Genomic DNA, 16,424 nt, shown 5'->3' with positions numbered 1-16,424 from the left:
CTGTTTTGAAAAAAGCAGGCTTTAAACGCCGGGTTTGTTATTTTAACTGAACGCGGGCGTAGGTAGGAATAAAATACTCGTCTTTGTCACCCAGCATGTGCACCCGCAGGCCTTTGGCGGTAAAGGGTTCTCCGTTCTGAATATCAAAGATGTTGGTCTCGGTCATGTCCATTCCGTCTATCACCGTGATTAAACCGCTGCCCACTACTTCCACTTTGCCGCCTTCGGTGACCAAAATGGCGGTGTCTTCCTCCAAACCAATGCCAATGCACTCTGGGTTAGTGGCAATGGCTTGCGTGATGCGCACAATGCGACCGCGGGTGAGAAAATGGGTGTCAATGGCCACATCTTTCAGGAACTCAAGGCCGGTAGTCACCCGCACATCCCCTTTAATGTAGCCGCCCTGTGATTCTCCTTCGTAAATCATGGGGGTAGACATGGCAGCAGCTCCGGCACTGGTGCCTGCTATGATGATGTCAGTGAAAGCGTACCGTTCTTTCATTGCTAAGAGGAGCGGCGTACCACCAAAAATAGCCGTGAGGCGCAATTGGTCGCCACCGGTGAACATGATGCCCGCCGCTTTATTCACCGTTTCAATATGTGCCGGGTCCTGCACGTCTTTCCGGTTGCGGATGTCCATGACCTGCACATTAGTGATACCTAAATTCTTGAAAACGGTAACGTAATCCTGAGCTAACTCTTCCGGCACCTGCGACGCCGTAGGTATCACCGCCACCATCGGGTTGTCGCCCTTTAACTCCTCCACAAACCGTTTAAGAATCTGCTCACTAATAAAGTTGATGTTCTGGTCTTTGCCCTCAGGTTGGCCTTCATTGTCTTTGCTTTCCTTCCCACCAATGGCTAACAACTTTCCTTTCGGAATAAACCTACGGTTAGAAGGGTAGTGTTGGAGTGCTGTTTCCTGCTTTTTGGCCATGTTCTTGCGCGTTAAGAGGTGATCTTTACTTAAGTGAAAGCATTGCGAAAACATCTCTTCAGGCTTGTAGGCAAGGCCAAAGAAAGGAGGGGAGATTACAGGATGAAGTAATAGTAAATTATTGATAATAAATAATTTATTTCATGAAAATGAAGGGGGACTTAGCGGTGGAGTTTTGTGGAAAGAAGAGACGCTGCGACTCTGAATGAGGAAATAGGTAAGGGAAAAACAGGGGTTTGGGTTTGATGCCGGTTTGTTTAAAATAGCCGCTAAACTGGAGTGTGGTTACCTTAAGTTTAAGCAATGGTTCTGAACATAGGAGTAGGCTGCCTTTGTACACCTTTTAAGTTTAACAACCTGATTACAAATGGCAGATTTCTTATTTTGTACAAAATTGCTGTTCCTTTAAATGGGCTGCCTTTTGCGTGGGTTTATGAGCTGTGTTGCTTCATCTTTTCTGGTAAGCGCTCACGGCCGCGAGGCCCCGCCTTCCGCCCTCGCGCTGTGGCCTCTCGCCTGCCCCTCAGGGCTGCCGCTAACGCGGCACCGGGTCGAGTCCTAGGCGCTCAGACGAAAGGCTGGAAAAGGGGAAAGCCTTGGACTTTGCTTTCCAAAAGAAAGCATGGTTCATAATAAGAAAGCATGGTTCAAGTCTGTGACTTGGACCTACCATGACCTGCAGTTTGCAACTGCAGTGAGGCGAAAGCCTAAAAAACGATAGCTGAACTACTCAAGCTGATACTCCGCCTTTGAAAGGGCGAAGGAGGATGTTTACACCCGCAAATCTACGCGGATCAACTCAGCATCTTTATAGATGGAAACTAACTGATATCATAAATACCTTTTAACCGCTTTTCCAGAAAGTGGGCTTAAAACAGAGAAGCCGGCTTGTGGGCCGGCTTCTCTGTTTTTTATGAGGTAGAATGCTTATTGTTTTGGTTTGATCACTAGGTTTTCGCCTACACTCACGTTGTAATCTGCTTTGTTGTTCCACTCTTGAATTTGCTGGATGGTTACTCCGTATTTGCGGGAGATGCCATACATAGATTCGCCGGGAGCTACTTTGTGGGTGACGGTGCTGGTAGCAGTTTCAGTTGAGGCTGCGGTAGAAGTGGTCTCTGCTTGTACTGCGCTTTCTGAAGCAGGTGCGGTTACTACCAGTTTTTGCCCGATGGAAATGGCACCGGTACCCAGGTTATTCCAAAGCTGCAGGTTTGGCACAGATACACCGTACTTGCGTGAGATGGCGTACAAAGTCTCTCCAGGTGCTACCGTGTGCTCACCAGCTACTGGTTGGGCGGAAGAAGCAACCGGGGCCGCAGTGGCAGGAGCAGAAACAGGAGCAGATGAAGCAGCAGGAACTGAAGTGGTAGCGGCCGTAGCAGAACCAGTTAACACCAGCTCTTTGCCAAGCGGAAGGGGAGCGCTTCCGTCCATGTTGTTCCAGGCCAGCAGATTTGCCACCGGAATGGTGTATCTGCGGGAGATGGAGTACAGCGTTTCGCCTTTTTCTACGATGTGAGTACCTGAGGCAGGAATAGGAGCCGTCACGGGTTGCGCAGGTGCAATTTTTACGTCTGAGATAACCGCATCTTCCGGAGATTTACGCTCAAGAACCGGAGCTGGCTTTGAAGTAACCGCTGGGTTCTTGCCCGGGTATTGACCAGATGTTGCTGGAGCAGTAGCATTGTCAGCAGCTGGCGTTTTTTTCACGTAAGGAGCTGCCGCAGGATCTTCCACCTCTACACTGATGCTTCCTGGTTTTGGGGTAGCTGGTGTTTTAGCGGCAGAAGTTGCCGGAGTAGAAGCAGGTTTCTGGGCCAGAACTTCAGTAGCTACCGGAGCTTCTTCTTCCAGAGGTCTGATTTCAACCGGAATGCTGCTAGGTCTGGTTTCCTGTAACCAAACCACGCGGCCCGGCTCTAAGCTCTCACCTTTTGCCATGCGGTTCTTAGAGAAAAGCTTGTTCAATTTGATGGCGTATTTCTGAGAAATCTCATGCATGGTCTCCCCGCGTTGGGCCACGTGGAACTCAGTGTCTTTGGCCTTGTTGCGTTTGCCTTGCAGGTAATACGTTTTGCCAGGTACAACCTCGTCAGTGGCTTGCATGTCGTTTACCCGTAAGAACTTGCTGGTAGAGATGTTTCCCTTCAAAGCCAGCATGTCTTTGGTGTCACCTTCCTGCGCAACCAATGACTCAGGAGCGTAGGTGTTGTTCAGCTTCGCTTTGATTACCTGGAAGAAACCTTTGATACGGCCTACGCTATCCTTGGATCTGGCAGAGCTTACTCTGATGGTTGCATTAGATCTTTTCACTGGTCCGGCAGCCTGCGCCAGAACTGGGCGGGAAGCACCAGAAACGTAAGGTACCATCACGGTGTATTCTTTGTCAGAAGGCACAGTAGAGGCCATCAGCCATTTGTTATAGCGCTCCACTTCAGCGGCATCGGCCTGGGCCGCCATAGCAATCTCCGTAAGGGTTTGACCTGGGGTTGCTTTTACCGGCTGTAAGGTGATGGTAGGGTTGGGGTTCTTACCAATGGCATTCTCATACGCCACTTTGTGGGCCAGGAACGTGAGCAGGTATTTGTTTGTCTGGCTGGTTACCTCCATCTTCTTGGCCCCAATGTCTGACGTCTTAGTCAGGGCTTTGGTGCCGTTTAAGCCTTGGTAGTAAGAAAGGAGGGTGTTGAACCAGTTTTTATAATAAGCGTTGCTGCGGAGCATGTATTTGGCGGCTCCACGGCTAGACTCAATGATGTGCTTGCGCTCATCTACTGAGCTGTTTACTTTGATTCCCAATTCAGTGGCCGAGCCCTCTTTGAATTGCCAGAAACCTACGGCATTAGACGTAGACACGGCATCAGATACCAGCCCGCTTTCCTGCAGTACCAGGTATTTAAAATCGGTGGGAACTCCTTCCTGCTTGAACGCCTGCTCTACAAAAGGGAAGTAAGCGTCAGCGAGTTCTACTTTTTTCTGGAAATATCCCGGGTGCTTGGTGAGCGCGTCCACCATCTTCTGGATGTCGCCGCGGGCGCTTTCCTGAATCTGCAGGTGGATGTCTGCAAAGTAGATGTTGTTAGGAACAACCGGGGTTTGGGCTTGCGCTACCAGGCACAACAGGCTGAGTAGCAGGAGCGATAAAGACTTTTTCATCTAATTATCGTGGGAAAGGGTAAAAGGATAGTAGAAAACCTATGTTCTTGTAAAACTGTAATTACTTTGGCCTAAATAGCTATTGGGTAATGGGTTGTACCAGCAGGTTCTCTACAAAGTAGGTGATTTTGAGGGCGCCAAAGAAGCAGATGGTAGGTAAAAATTTATCCACCCGCTTTTCCACGGGGTTGTCCACATGTTGTGGATTACTTTTTTCGGGCCACCAAAATACCGTCTCTAATGGGCAACAGGAGGTTTTCTACCCGTGGGTCTTCGTGCACCTTGCGGTTGAAGTCCAGGACCAGTTCAGTGTTTTTGTCCAGCTTAGGCCTGAACTTTTCTATTACCTTTCCGCTCCAGAGTACATTATCGGTTAAAATGAAGCCACCGGGACGCATTTTATCCAGCACCATGTCATAGTACAGGCCATTGCTCTTTTTATCAGCGTCTATGAAGACCAGATCCCACTGCTCGTCCAGAGTTGTGATGACGTCTGCGGCCTGCCCAATGTGCAGTTGGATCTTCTGCTCAAGCCCCGCCTCTGCAATGTAACTGCGTACCATGTCCTCTAACTCGTCATTCACGTCAATGGTATGCAACACACCGTCTTCGGTTAGTCCTTCTGCCAGGCAAAGCGCTGAATAACCCGTATAGGTGCCAATCTCCAGAATGCGGCGCGGCCGAAGCATCTGCGAAAACATAGCCAACGTGCGCCCCTGCAAATGCCCCGACAGCATGCGTGGCTTCATGACGTTTAGGTGCGTCTCACGGTTAAGCCGGTGCAGCAACGGTGTTTCAGGGGAAGTATGTGCCTCCGCGTAGGCGTTCAAGTCAGGGTCCAGAAAGTCCATGGTTTCAATTATGAAGTAGGAAGTATGAATTTCAGGAGCAAAGGTAAAGCAACGAAGGATAGGAGAGGGATTTCTAGCCTATTTAAAGAAAAGAGCCTTAAAACATCACACGTACAAGTAGCAAGGGAGTACCTGCTAAAATATGTGGTCCTTTCCACTACTATGGCGCGGAAGTTACTTGCGAGACTTTCTCTTCCAAATCACGGAAGTAACCTCCGCGCCATAGTAGACTTGGATAATTGCTAAAGAAAACAAGCCTGCCGCTCGCGCAACAGGCTTGTACAAAGGATTCTTTTTGGGCGAGTTTTACTAAATGTGTTCTTAAACCATATGAGGCCCTAGAATTTTTTGATCAAACAACCTGTGGCACGGCGCTCTGCCTCGGCTACGCTTCTGCCGGCTAACAACGCATCCAAGGCATTTGCCAGATACCGCTGTTTCACGTAGTTACCCGCCTGCGGATTGTCATCTATGGCACCCTTGTAGCGCAGGTAGAAGCCGTCTGGGGAGTTTTGCAGCACAAAGACTTCAGGGGCTTTGGTAGCACCAAACTGCTTGCTTAACTGCTGGCCTTCGTCAATCAGGTACGGGAAGGTCTGGGCGCTGGGACGGTCCGGTTGGGCTTTATCTGTCTGGCTGCCTTCCTCTAATCCTATGGTGGTATTTACGTACACAAACCGCACGCCTTTGCCGGTGTACGCCTGCGAAAGTTGCTGCAAACGGGTTTCATAAAGTTTGGCGTATGGGCAGCTCACACTGGTGAAAACCACCGCCAGCAGAGGAGCATCTTTAAAGTTAGACAGTTCCACCGCTTGGTTCTGGGCATCTTTCAGGGTGAAATTTTCCACCTTGGCGCCAATCCGGTAGCCGCTCTGCGCAAATACATTTCCTATCAGGAAGAGCGCCACAAATAAAGTAAAGTATCGTTTCATAAATTTTCTTTCAATGTCTAAGTTCTGCCCCACGTTTGCAGTCCGTTTTTGAAAAGCTGAGGTAAATCCAGGCGCAGGGTCTCGTTAAAAAACCTTTAAAGCGGGGCCAATACATAGGTCAGCACATAAGCAGGGTGAACCTCATACTGTACCTCATAGCTTTGGTCAAACGCACCAGTGACTATCCGTCCGGAAAAAATTCCTGTTGGTTTCCGTTCAAAGTTTTGCAACAAAAGGTTCTCCTGGAAATCCAGTTTCCGGTGGCGGTACACTTTGTAGAGCGTTTCTTTCGCGCTCCAGTAAAGGTGCATTTTTTCCGGGTCATCTGCGGCTGCGGCCAATTCTTCTTCGTTCAGGAACCGTGGTGCCAGGCGCGGGGCTTTGGTTCCTAGTATTTCAATATCTATGCCAACTCTGTGTGAGCAGGAAACCAGGGCTCCTACCCAACCCGCCGAGTGCGTTAAAGAAACTTGCCAGGAAGCATCAGAACACGTAGGCTCACCCGTTTCCAGCGATTGCAAATACAGGTTGGGCGCTCCCAGTTTCTCCAGCAAGGTATAGGCTAGTAGTCGCGCAGCCAGCCATTCCTTAGTACGCGTTTCTGCTTTAAAAAACGGCAAGTGGTGGTCGGGCCGAAGTGAAAGAAGCTGTTCCTCTAACGTTTCTATGGACTCCGCCACTTGCCAAAGCCCTAAAAGAGAAGTAGAAGACAATGGCTTTAATTGGAGGAGCGGCATGAGAGGCGGGCTGGAAGAAGGCGTTATTGGGCTGTTTTTGGTAAATTTAGGCAAAAATAGCTTTCCTTACTTTTACCGTACCCCATGGCCAGCCCGTTTCAGGTTCAGAAAATCACCACCCTCACCGGTCACCGCGACTGCGTCTACACGCTGGAGCGGGCACCCGAACCACAAAAGTTCTTTTCGGCCGGGGCCGATGGCATGGTGGCCCAGTGGGATTTGACCCAACCCGAGAATGGTGAATTGGTGGCCAAGGTGAGCTCCAGCGTGTACGCGCTCAAGTACGTGCCTGAAAGGAACTGGCTGCTCATTGGGCACAACCATAATAGCCTGGAGGTGCTGGACCTATCGGCGAAAGCCATTTTGAAAACCATTCTGCTACCGCCCGCCGCCATCTTTGACATCCAGTATTCCTGGTCCTCGCAACGTGCCTTCCTGGCCTTGGGCGATGGCTCTTTGGTGGTGATTGATCTGGAAAAGCTGGAAATGGTAAAGGTGAAGCGGTTGTCTGAGAAAAGTGCCCGTTGCCTGGCCCTGCACCCTTCAAAACCTGAGTTGGCTTTGGGACTGAGCAACCAAAGAATTTTAATTCTGGACTTAGAGACGCTGGAAGTAAAGCGGGCGTTAGAAGGGCATACCGGTTCAGTGTTCACGGTGGCCTATACGCCTGAAGGAAACTACCTGCTCAGCGGCAGCCGCGATGCCCATTTGCGGGTGTGGGAAGTAGAAAACCACTACCAGGAACACGCCAGTATCATTGCGCACCTGTTCACCCTTAACCACATTGCTTTTAGCCCCAACGGGCTGCTGTTTGCCACCTGCAGCATGGACAAAAGTGTGAAGGTATGGGATGCCCAGACGTTCAAATTATTGAAAGTGATTGACAAAGCCCGCCACGCCGGCCACGGTAGTTCTGTCAATAAATTGTTTTGGTCGGCTCATTGGAATCAGTTAGTTTCGTGTAGTGATGACCGCAGCATTGCGGTTTGGGCGTTAACCTTGAAGGAATTATGAAGATTACACCGTTAGAAATCAGACAGAAAACGTTTGAAAAAGCGTTTAGGGGCTTGGACAAGGACGAAGTGAACGCGTTTCTGCTCACGCTTTCCCAGCAGTGGGAGAGATTGCAGGACGAGAACAAAGACCTGCGCATGAAGTTGGAAGTGGCCGGCCGCGAAGTCCAGAAACTACGTGAGGTGGAATCATCACTCTACAAAACCCTCAAGACCGCCGAAGACACCAGCACCAGCATTGTGGACCAGGCTACCAAAGCCGCCGATCTTCAGATTCGCGAAGCCCAGCTTAAGGCTGACCAGGTACTGGAGGCCGCCCGCCAGAAAGCCCGCAGCGTGCTGGAAAGTGCGTACATGCAAGCCGACAAAACTGTTGCAGAAATGCATGCCGAGGTGAAAAACCTGGAGCAGGATTACCTGCGTCTGGAAGATTACCTGGAGAACATGGTGCGCGACCTGCAGAACCTGGCCTCTGACGCCCTTGACAAGGTAGAGAAAACCAGATCAAAACCTAAAGCTTCACTTGCCAGTATCTTACAAAGAGCCGCTCAAATTAAAGCACAGCGGCCCGAAGACGAAAAAGATCCTTCCATGAACGCATTAACCTCAGCACCTATCGCTCCGGCCACCAAGTCGGCGAACGTACCAGCCGCTGCTCTTATAGACCAGCCACAGGACGGAGGATATGAAATTGGCGGCGGCGGAAGCCGTGAGTCTATTCCATCCACCCCAGGCACCATTCCGGCTACGCCAATGCACAACCCAACGCCAGATGTGCACCCGCGTACCCCAGAGATAGTACCACCAAGACCATCTGTGCCGTCTCCAAGCCCGGCTCCTGAGATTGAAGAGCCAAGACCAGACGTGATTCCTTCGCCAAGCCCAACACCTGTTGAGGAGCCGGAACCAGAGCGGGAAAGCCCAGTGCCTACCACGCCTGAAGTTCAGCCTCCAATGACTACCCAGGCCAAACCGGCTCCTGCAGTAGCAGCCGGCGGCGGTTCTTTCTTTGACGAAATCTAGTTCTGGCGTTTATGGGCCAGATTGCGCTGGAAGGCATGGAATTCTTTGCCTTTCACGGGTTCTATGACGAAGAGCAGAAAATAGGCAACAAGTACGGGGTAGATCTCTACATCCAGACTGATTTGCACTCCGCGGCCGCCTCAGACAACCTGGACGAGACGGTGAACTATGAGAAGCTGTACAAACTGGTCCTTCATGAGATGAGCCTTCCTGCCCGCCTATTAGAGCACTTGGGCCACCGCATCATGGAAGCCATTCTGCAGGAATTTCCTTTTGTGCAGCAGGTGAAAGTAAGCGTCTCTAAGTTTAACCCACCGTTGGGCGGCATTTGCCATAAGGCTAAAATCACCCTGGAGAGAAGCGGGAGCTAATAGATTACCAAATTCCTTTTAAGGCTGTTTTCTGTAAAATAACTTTAAAAGCTGAACATAGAAAAAGCCTGATCAGATTCTACATGGTCAGGCTTTTTGTTTATCTGGTACGTTCTAAAACTTTGGCGATAGTAGCTGGTATGAAGCGGCAGAAGCTGGAGCCATTGCTAGTCTCTGCCTCTTCCTCTATCCCTTCTTTTTTCCAGTTCCTTCTCCAGCTCCTTTTGCCAGTCTTTTTCACGGTCTCTTTCTTTGTCTCTATCCTTGTTCTTGTTTTTCTTTTTGAACAAGTCTTTCAGTTTACGGCCGCTTCTTTCAAAGAAGCCATCTAAGCCTCTTTCCTCTTCAATGATAGGTTCTTCCACAAACGGCGGCTGGTACGGAGGGCAGTTCAAATACCCTTGCAGATGACTGGGAAGCGGGGAGAATTGGCTGTAAGCGTATCTGCGGTAAGCTCTGTCCTTGCTTAGGCGCTGAAAGAAAGTACCCCAAATAGGAAGAGCAGTGTTAGCTCCCCCGCCTTTCTCTAAATCTCGGAAACGGATGCGACGGTCTTCTCCGCCCACCCAGGCGCCTGCCACTAAGTCTGGGGTGTAGCCAATAAACCAACCATCGGCGTGTGATTGGGTAGTACCAGTTTTACCTGCAATGCCCATGTTCAGACGGTATTCCTGGCGCAGCCTGCGGCCGGTACCTTCATTGACCACATTCTCCAGCATAGGGCGTAAAAGCGCCGTGGTTTGACTGGATAACACGTGTTCCCCTTGTCCATTGGAGTTGGTCTGGTCCAGGAGCACTCGGCCTTGCCGATCCACAATACGCAGTAGATAACGGGGCTTCACCTGGTAGCCTCCGTTGGCCAGTGCCCCGTAGGCGCCCACCATCTCCAGCAAACTGGCATCGGCGGTGCCGAGGGCCAGGGAAGGGGTGGAGGGAAGTTCACCTTTGATGCCCAAGCTGTGCGCTAATTGAACGATTTTAGGAATACCTGCCTGCATGGCCACGTTCACTGACACCGTGTTCACAGAATGGGTAAGTGCCCCCAGCATGGAATAGGCGCCGCCGTACTGGTTGTCAGCGTTGCGAGGCGACCAGTTCTCATACTCAGGAAAAACGCGGCGGTCATTAGGGAAGTAGGAGCAGGGCGCAATGCCTTGGTCCATGGCAGCGGCGTATACAAAGGGCTTGAAGGTAGAACCCACCTGCCGGCGCGAGCGCACATGATCGTATTGGAAGTAATTGTGATTGATGCCGCCTACCCAGGCGCGGATGTAGCCGCTGGTGGGCTCCATGGCAAGGAAACCAGCGTTAAGGTAACGCAGGTAGTGTCGCAGAGAATCCATGGGGCTGATTGTGCGGGTTACTTCGCCGCGCCACCTGAACACCTGCATCTTGCGTGGGGTATTAAAAATTTCGTCTATCTCAGAATCAGACATACCAGCCGCTTTGTGACGCCGATAGCGGAGCGACCGCTCCTTGGCGGCTTTCAGAACATCGGGCTGGCCGGTCCATGGGGCTTTGTTTCCCCAGTGCTTGTCAAAATCAATTTGCAGAGTTTTCATGCGCTGCCGAAGGGCCAGTTCCGCATGGCGCTGCATTTTGCTGTCAAGGGTGGTGTAAATCTTGAGGCCGTCGTTGTAGAGGTTGTACGGGTCGCCTTCTGCGTCTTTCTGTTGGGCTGCCCAATGCGTCAGTTCTTCGCGCAGGTGCTCTCTGAAGTAAGGCGCCAAACCGCTGTGGTGCGAGTAAGCATTATACCGAAGGGTAAGCGGGCGTTTTTGCAGGGAATCTTTTTGTTCAGGGGTGAGGTAGCCGTACCTCGCCATTTGAGCCAGCACCACGTTCCGGCGCTGCAAAGAACGTTCAGGGTACAGTTTGGGGTGGTAATACGTGGTTCCTTTCAGCAAACCAATCAGCACGGCGGCTTCTTCAGTTTTAAGAGAATCTGCGGAGGTATTGAAAAACCGCCGGGCTGCTGATTCTATGCCGTACACGTTTCCGCCCATGGGCACGGTGTTGAGATACAGCTGCAAAATCTCCTCTTTGGTGTAAATGGCCTCAAAACGGCGCGCCAAAATCACTTCGCGCAGCTTGTTTACGGGCATGGAAAGAAACCCTAAGTTCTTGCGGGGGAAAAGGTTTTTGGCTAACTGCTGACTTAGAGTACTTCCTCCACCGGAAGCTTCATTCTGCAGGAGAAGGCTTTTGATGAAAACACGGGCCCAGCTTCGGTAATCCACGCCATCATGCTCATAGAAACGGACGTCTTCGGTGGCCACTAACGCATGGATGGCCGGTTCGGCAATGTCTTTATAGGCTACGTTGGTTCGGTCCTGGATAAAGTAGCGGCCAATGAGCACACTGTCGGCCGTGTAGACCTCAGAGGGCATGTTGTTCTGCACGGCTTTCAGTTGGCGTTTGGTGGGTAGCCAGCCAAATAACCCAAAATACACCGCCAGGTAGAACACGAAAAAGACCAGCGCCACAGCCGCCACACCCTTTCCTAATACCCGTAACCAACCTCTTCTGTCCAATGATTTCCAGTAACTCATAGATAATGTATGCCCATGCCGGGTTAGCCAACGCTTACGGCGGGTGTTCATCCAGTCTGAGAAGCTTCCGAAGTAGGAGTTAAAAAAGGGCATGCGCTAAGAACGTATAAACCGAGGCAAAAGCTATGCTTACCTCCATGAAACCGGTAAGGTTACGCAGAATCTGGGACGTTTTCCACAAATTGGTCGTAAAACATAATTGCGCAGGCCTTATTAGCGCCTGTTTCTTTTCTCTTTCTATACAGTAAACGCCCATGGCAGACGCGAAAAAAATTAAGCTGAGTGTGCTAGACCAATCGCCAGTAAGGGCGGGCGGAACCCCTGAACAGGCGCTGCAAGAAACGCTCCAATTAGCTAAACTAGCCGATAAACTTGGTTACACCCGCTATTGGGTTTCTGAACACCATAACTCACTGGGTTTGGCTGGCCCTTCGCCCGAGGTGCTGATCCCGCATCTGGCAGCCAATACTCAATACCTGCGCATTGGCTCTGGTGGGGTCATGCTGCCGCATTACAGCGCTTTGAAAGTAGCCCAGAATTTCAGGTTGCTGGAGGCCTTGTACCCTAATCGCATTGACCTGGGCATTGGTCGCGCACCCGGTACCGATCGCAAAACCGCCGCTTTGCTCAATCCTTACAACCATTTCAACGAGCAGGAATTTGTAGAACAGCTCATGAACCTGGACCGCTACCTGCAGGATGGGCTGAATGGGACCGAAGCGGCCGAGGTGAAAGTCACGCCCCGGTCCGCCACTACCCCGGAGCGCTGGCTGTTGAGTTCCAGCGGGCAAAGCGGTGTGTTTGCGGCCCACTTCGGGATGGGATTTTCGTTTGCGCATTTCATCAACCCCAACGGCGGACCTGAGGCGATGCAGTCCTACCAGAAAAGATTCACCCCCTCGGCTTTCCTGAAAAAGCCGGCCGGAAACTTCGGGATTTTTGTCATTTGCGCAGATACCGAGGAAAAAGCAAAGGAGCTGCAACTCTCCATGGACATGCTCATGCTCCACGTTAGGCAGGGAAAAGCCAGTGGCGTGCCTTCATTGGAAGTAGCTAAGGTCTTCTATGACGACCTGGAGGAAGATGAACTGGCCCAAGTGCAGTACAACCGCCAACGCATGGTGGTAGGTACACCCACGCAAGTGAAAGCCAAATTAGACGCTCTTGCAGAAGCCTACGCTGTAGATGAGATTGTGGTGGTGACCATCACCTATGATTTCCAGGACCGGCTGCGCAGCTATGAGTTGCTGGCGGAGGCATATGGGCTGGAGCCGAGGACATAGTTGTTTGTTGTTTATTGGCTGTTTTACAGAAGACTATTTGAAAACGCTGGCGCGAGCGTCCCGCTCGTGTCCGCACGCATTCCTGAATCACTTTTTTAGATCTATAAGCAAATTTAGTTCTGCAATACGTGTGGACACGAGCGGGACGCTCGCGCCAGCGCATATAACATAGACTCAACTCGGCACTCAAAATTTAGAACTAACCTTTCACCAACTCCTGTAACCGGATAGCATTGAAGGGAGCGTACCCGTGCATGTCATTGTCAAAGTACACGTACACGTCTTTTCCTTCCTGAGCCCAGTTTCGGCAGTGGTCTGCCCAAAACTGTAGCGTGCTTTCAGAGTAGCTGCCGTCGTATTTCCCCTCGGGACCATGGAGGCGGATGTACACGAAATTAGCGGTGACTTCTATGGGAGAAAGGTGTCCGGCCAGGTCATAGATGCAGAACGCGTGGTTGTGGGCGCGGAGCAAATCATAGACTTCTTGGGCGTACCAACTCTGGTCCCGGAATTCAAAGGTGTAGCGGTGGTAAGGTGGAAGTGCGCTCAGGAAATCTTGGAAGCGCTCCAAGTTCAGGCGCCAGGCAGGCGGTAACTGGAATAAGATGGGGCCCAGCTTTTCCTCCAGCGCTTGCGCATTGCCCAACAGCTGCGCCAACCCTTGCTGCGGGTCTTTGAGTTTCTTCATGTGCGTGATGTAGCGGCTGGCTTTCACCGCGAAAAGAAAATCATCAGGTACGCTGTTGCGCCAAGCGGCGAAGGTCTCAGGGGTGGGCAGGCGGTAAAAGGAATTGTTGATTTCTACGGTTCTAAAAAAGCGCTGGTAATGTTCTGTGAACAGCTTGGAGGTAACCCCCGGCGGATAGAAGTTTCCTTTCCAGTGGTTGTAGTGCCACCCCGAGGTGCCAATGTAAACGGTTCCTTTTTCCTGCATAGCCCTACTTATACGCAGGAGCCATTCTTGGTTTGGGAAAGCTAGTGTTTAGGACCTCCTTTTAGAAAATCGGCTGGTAAACGGGATAAGTTTACTTGTTCAGGAAACGGTAAAATATCCATCCGCCTGCGGCATACAGCTGCACATCAAGAAAATCACCTGTGTAACGCGGCATAAAAAGCGGCAGGAATACCTCAAAGGCCAGGGAAACATACACCACCACAAAGCCCACATGGTACACAGAAAACCGTACTTGCGGACCGTAGAGAAAACGCATCAGAAACAGGGTCACGGTGAGCAGAAGGGGCAGGCAGAGCAGGTCATCCAGGTAAAACCGCAGGAGAGCGGGGCGGGGATCTTCAGCCCAGGCCCACAACCGGTGGCCCAGATACAGCGCGGCCAAAAGCCAGAAGAGGGGCGTGAACGTTTTCCAGTTTAGCCGGCTAAAACTGCGATAAGCCATAAAATAAAAGAGACGATACCCGCAAAAGCCAATTGAAATCCTAGCCCTATGCTTTTAAAGAACTTCAGGAAATAGGGGTCGTCTGGGTTTATTCTTATGAAATCAAGGGTAAACCGTTTGCTTTCTTCCTCTTTCCGTTCCTCCTGGGCTGCCTGCCGTTCATAGGCCGCAGGGTCAAGAAGCCTATGGCAATTCTGACAGCGGTCAGTTATTTCTTGATTCCAGGGAGACCAGTGGCCGCAATGGGGACATTTTTTGGTTCCTTTCATAAAACTAAATTCAAATCAAAGGCGATCTTCCAGCAGGGTCTCCAAAGAAGGGGAAAGAATGGTAAGCAACAATTCAATAAGCTGTGCATTTGGAAGCGGTTTCTGGTGCTGGAGCGCCACAACGCCTAACAGGTCTCCAGATGTGCCCATCAGGGGAGAGCCAAAATAGCTGTCTATGCCATATTCCCGCAGGTGGACATCCGCAGGAAAGCGCTTCTGAACTCCGGTGGGAAAATACAACACGCCGTGCCGGGTCACATTGGCACAAGGAGTTCCTTCTAAGGTGTACGTGGCTTGGATAGGAAGGGATTGCCCTTGGTACAGCAAACGCAGGATTTTCATCTCACCTTTTACGCTGGTCTTGTGGCAAATCATGATAACGTCTGCTCCAGAATGCTGGTGCAGGAACAAAAGTACGTCATCTGCAAAGGATGGCTGCTCAGATCTTTGAGACAACCGGACTGCGGCATCTAGTATGGTCTCATCTTCGGTTGCCCACGCTACTTCTAATCTCGGGTTCCAGATTCCTAACATTTTTTTCGGTCCAATTTCCTGTTTAAAAGCATAAATCATGCCTTTCAGGTGCTGCTCCTAACTTACTGTATCTGTCACGGTGAGTCAAAGATAGGTTTTACCTCCGTTTTGGAAAGTTATATTTTAATTTTTTTTATAAACTTTTGGGTTTGCACTTTTATTTGATGCTCCCTTTTTTTAAAACGCTCCCTAAATAGGGTAAGTCAAAGGGTATGAAGCAGCAGAATCTGGTTCTTGGACGGAGGAGATAAAGCAAAGTTTTATTGGTGCATATAAATGAAGGCAAAAACAGGCTATTTTTTATCTTTGCCTAAACCCATTCTGCCGTGTATAAAAATCTTATCCGTCCGCTGCTTTTTAAGTTAGACCCTGAAAAGGTACATCATCTAACCACTTCTGCCCTCAAAACCGGGTTTCATTTGCCTTTGGCCAAATCCATTTCCAGGGGCATGTTTCAGGTAAATGACCCACGGCTGGAGCGCAAAGTCTTTGGGCTTACTTTTCCTAACCCGGTGGGTTTAGCGGCTGGTTTTGACAAAGATGCCCGCATGATTGACGAATATGCAGAGTTGGGCTTCGGGTTTATTGAGATAGGCACTTTGACACCTAAACCACAGACCGGTAACCCTAAACCACGCTTGTTTCGCTTACCCCAGGACGGCGCCATCATCAACCGGATGGGTTTCAACAATGAAGGCGTTGACAGGGCCGTGGAACGGTTGCGCAGCCGGAAAAGCAACGTGATTGTGGGCGGAAACATCGGTAAAAACAAAGTGACCCCTAATGAGCAGGCGCTGCAGGATTACCTGTATTGCTTTGATGCGCTGTATGACGTGGTAGATTATTTTGTGGTGAACGTGAGCTCGCCCAATACGCCAGACCTAAGGGCGTTACAGGAAAAAGAACCGTTGCTTGATTTGCTGAGTAACCTCCAGAACCGGAACCAGGGCAAAGCTAAACCAAAACCGCTGTTGCTGAAAATCGCGCCAGACCTGAATGAAAGCCAGCTAGATGACATAGTGGAGATTGCAAGTCAAACACAGCTATCTGGCGTAATTGCTACCAATACCACCATCAGCCGGGCTGGGCTACAAACCTCTACAACCAGTGTTTCTGAGATGGGAGCGGGTGGCCTGAGCGGAAAGCCCCTGACCAGCGCCTCTACCCAGGTGCTGCGCTACCTTCGCAAGCAACTTCCCCAGGAAGTGCGCCTGGTAGGTGTGGGCGGCATTATGACAGCCGAAGATGCCTTGGAGAAACTTTCGGCCGGGGCCGATTTAATACAATTATACACGGGCTTTATTTACGAAGGACCAAGGCTGATCAAGCAGATTAACCAACGGTTACTTAAGTAAATACTATATTT

15 protein-coding genes are annotated in these 16,424 nt (G+C 50.6%); 5 read left to right on the top strand and 10 right to left on the bottom strand.

Annotated elements, in window-relative coordinates:
- Positions 1 to 37 precede the first annotated feature (37 nt).
- The 5 genes from DC20_RS03835 to DC20_RS03805 all read right to left on the bottom strand — a co-directional run bounded on the left by DC20_RS03835 (position 38) and on the right by DC20_RS03805 (position 6,616).
- Positions 38 to 937: a cyanophycinase gene (locus DC20_RS03835; RefSeq protein ID WP_062545776.1), complete on the bottom strand. Its 900-nt coding sequence runs from the start codon at positions 935 to 937 to the stop codon at positions 38 to 40.
- 927 nt (positions 938 to 1,864) lie between these two features.
- Entirely contained in the window at positions 1,865 to 4,096 is a 2,232-nt protein-coding gene (locus DC20_RS03825) for a LysM peptidoglycan-binding domain-containing protein (RefSeq protein ID WP_071885373.1), read from the bottom strand.
- A 206-nt stretch (positions 4,097 to 4,302) separates the two neighbouring features.
- Positions 4,303 to 4,947, bottom strand: a complete 645-nt coding sequence (locus tag DC20_RS03820; protein WP_062542625.1) for an O-methyltransferase — start codon at positions 4,945 to 4,947, stop codon at positions 4,303 to 4,305.
- Between the two features lie 338 nt (positions 4,948 to 5,285).
- Positions 5,286 to 5,879: a redoxin domain-containing protein gene (locus DC20_RS03810; protein WP_062545775.1), complete on the bottom strand. Its 594-nt coding sequence runs from the start codon at positions 5,877 to 5,879 to the stop codon at positions 5,286 to 5,288.
- A gap of 95 nt (positions 5,880 to 5,974) precedes the next feature.
- A complete protein-coding gene (locus DC20_RS03805) occupies positions 5,975 to 6,616 on the bottom strand; it encodes a 4'-phosphopantetheinyl transferase superfamily protein (protein ID WP_062542623.1) in 642 nt (213 codons plus the stop codon).
- An 84-nt stretch (positions 6,617 to 6,700) separates the two neighbouring features.
- Between DC20_RS03805 and DC20_RS03800 the strand changes: the two genes are divergently transcribed.
- The 3 genes from DC20_RS03800 to folB are packed head-to-tail and all read left to right on the top strand — an operon-like array spanning position 6,701 to position 9,023.
- On the top strand, positions 6,701 to 7,630 hold the full coding sequence (locus tag DC20_RS03800; protein ID WP_062542622.1) for a WD40 repeat domain-containing protein: 930 nt from the start codon (positions 6,701 to 6,703) through the stop codon (positions 7,628 to 7,630).
- On the top strand, positions 7,627 to 8,652 hold the full coding sequence (locus DC20_RS03795) for a DivIVA domain-containing protein (RefSeq protein WP_062542621.1): 1,026 nt from the start codon (positions 7,627 to 7,629) through the stop codon (positions 8,650 to 8,652). The genes DC20_RS03800 and DC20_RS03795 overlap by 4 nt, the downstream gene beginning before the upstream one ends.
- An 11-nt stretch (positions 8,653 to 8,663) precedes the next feature.
- Complete coding sequence (folB, locus tag DC20_RS03790) at positions 8,664 to 9,023, top strand: dihydroneopterin aldolase (RefSeq protein ID WP_062542620.1); 360 nt, start codon at positions 8,664 to 8,666, stop codon at positions 9,021 to 9,023.
- Between the two features lie 167 nt (positions 9,024 to 9,190).
- Here the strand turns inward: folB and DC20_RS03785 are convergent, their stop codons facing one another.
- Positions 9,191 to 11,668, bottom strand: a complete 2,478-nt coding sequence (locus tag DC20_RS03785) for a penicillin-binding protein 1A (protein ID WP_062542619.1) — start codon at positions 11,666 to 11,668, stop codon at positions 9,191 to 9,193.
- 161 nt (positions 11,669 to 11,829) lie between these two features.
- Between DC20_RS03785 and DC20_RS03780 the strand changes: the two genes are divergently transcribed.
- On the top strand, positions 11,830 to 12,858 hold the full coding sequence (locus tag DC20_RS03780) for an LLM class flavin-dependent oxidoreductase (RefSeq protein ID WP_062542618.1): 1,029 nt from the start codon (positions 11,830 to 11,832) through the stop codon (positions 12,856 to 12,858).
- Between the two features lie 199 nt (positions 12,859 to 13,057).
- Here the strand turns inward: DC20_RS03780 and DC20_RS03775 are convergent, their stop codons facing one another.
- The 4 genes from DC20_RS03775 to DC20_RS03760 all read right to left on the bottom strand — a co-directional run bounded on the left by DC20_RS03775 (position 13,058) and on the right by DC20_RS03760 (position 15,058).
- The gene (locus tag DC20_RS03775) at positions 13,058 to 13,792 is read right to left on the bottom strand and encodes a DUF72 domain-containing protein (RefSeq protein WP_062542617.1); all 735 of its coding nucleotides are present in this window, start codon (positions 13,790 to 13,792) and stop codon (positions 13,058 to 13,060) included.
- A gap of 91 nt (positions 13,793 to 13,883) precedes the next feature.
- Positions 13,884 to 14,255 (bottom strand): hypothetical protein, encoded by a 372-nt coding sequence (locus tag DC20_RS03770; RefSeq protein ID WP_157593039.1) that lies wholly within the window; start codon positions 14,253 to 14,255, stop codon positions 13,884 to 13,886.
- Positions 14,228 to 14,524 (bottom strand): hypothetical protein, encoded by a 297-nt coding sequence (locus tag DC20_RS03765; RefSeq protein ID WP_062542615.1) that lies wholly within the window; start codon positions 14,522 to 14,524, stop codon positions 14,228 to 14,230. Before DC20_RS03765 ends, DC20_RS03770 begins: the two co-directional genes overlap by 28 nt.
- Before the next feature lie 15 nt (positions 14,525 to 14,539).
- Complete coding sequence (locus tag DC20_RS03760) at positions 14,540 to 15,058, bottom strand: GAF domain-containing protein (protein WP_169788152.1); 519 nt, start codon at positions 15,056 to 15,058, stop codon at positions 14,540 to 14,542.
- Positions 15,059 to 15,384: 326 nt separating this feature from the next.
- Here DC20_RS03760 and DC20_RS03755 point away from each other — a divergent pair, with 326 nt between their 5' ends.
- Positions 15,385 to 16,413 (top strand): quinone-dependent dihydroorotate dehydrogenase, encoded by a 1,029-nt coding sequence (locus tag DC20_RS03755; RefSeq protein WP_062542613.1) that lies wholly within the window; start codon positions 15,385 to 15,387, stop codon positions 16,411 to 16,413.
- The last annotated feature ends 11 nt before the right edge of the window (positions 16,414 to 16,424 follow it).

Source organism: Rufibacter tibetensis (assembly GCF_001310085.1).
GTDB lineage: Bacteria > Bacteroidota > Bacteroidia > Cytophagales > Hymenobacteraceae > Nibribacter > Nibribacter tibetensis.
This window is presented reverse-complemented; position numbering and strand designations above follow the sequence as displayed.

Bases quoted from the DNA above. Each gene is read 5' to 3' on its own strand.
- DC20_RS03795 (WP_062542621.1), top strand. From the start codon at position 7,627: ATGAAGATTACACCGTTAGAAATCAGACAGAAAACGTTTGAAAAAGCG.
- DC20_RS03760 (WP_169788152.1), bottom strand. From the start codon at position 15,058: ATGTTAGGAATCTGGAACCCGAGATTAGAAGTAGCGTGGGCAACCGAA.
- DC20_RS03775 (WP_062542617.1), bottom strand. From the start codon at position 13,792: ATGCAGGAAAAAGGAACCGTTTACATTGGCACCTCGGGGTGGCACTAC.
- DC20_RS03800 (WP_062542622.1), top strand. From the start codon at position 6,701: ATGGCCAGCCCGTTTCAGGTTCAGAAAATCACCACCCTCACCGGTCAC.
- DC20_RS03770 (WP_157593039.1), bottom strand. From the start codon at position 14,255: ATGGCTTATCGCAGTTTTAGCCGGCTAAACTGGAAAACGTTCACGCCC.
- DC20_RS03810 (WP_062545775.1), bottom strand. From the start codon at position 5,879: ATGAAACGATACTTTACTTTATTTGTGGCGCTCTTCCTGATAGGAAAT.
- folB (WP_062542620.1), top strand. From the start codon at position 8,664: ATGGGCCAGATTGCGCTGGAAGGCATGGAATTCTTTGCCTTTCACGGG.
- DC20_RS03820 (WP_062542625.1), bottom strand. From the start codon at position 4,947: ATGGACTTTCTGGACCCTGACTTGAACGCCTACGCGGAGGCACATACT.
- DC20_RS03785 (WP_062542619.1), bottom strand. From the start codon at position 11,668: ATGCCCTTTTTTAACTCCTACTTCGGAAGCTTCTCAGACTGGATGAAC.
- DC20_RS03765 (WP_062542615.1), bottom strand. From the start codon at position 14,524: ATGAAAGGAACCAAAAAATGTCCCCATTGCGGCCACTGGTCTCCCTGG.
- DC20_RS03835 (WP_062545776.1), bottom strand. From the start codon at position 937: ATGGCCAAAAAGCAGGAAACAGCACTCCAACACTACCCTTCTAACCGT.
- DC20_RS03805 (WP_062542623.1), bottom strand. From the start codon at position 6,616: ATGCCGCTCCTCCAATTAAAGCCATTGTCTTCTACTTCTCTTTTAGGG.
- DC20_RS03825 (WP_071885373.1), bottom strand. From the start codon at position 4,096: ATGAAAAAGTCTTTATCGCTCCTGCTACTCAGCCTGTTGTGCCTGGTA.
- DC20_RS03780 (WP_062542618.1), top strand. From the start codon at position 11,830: ATGGCAGACGCGAAAAAAATTAAGCTGAGTGTGCTAGACCAATCGCCA.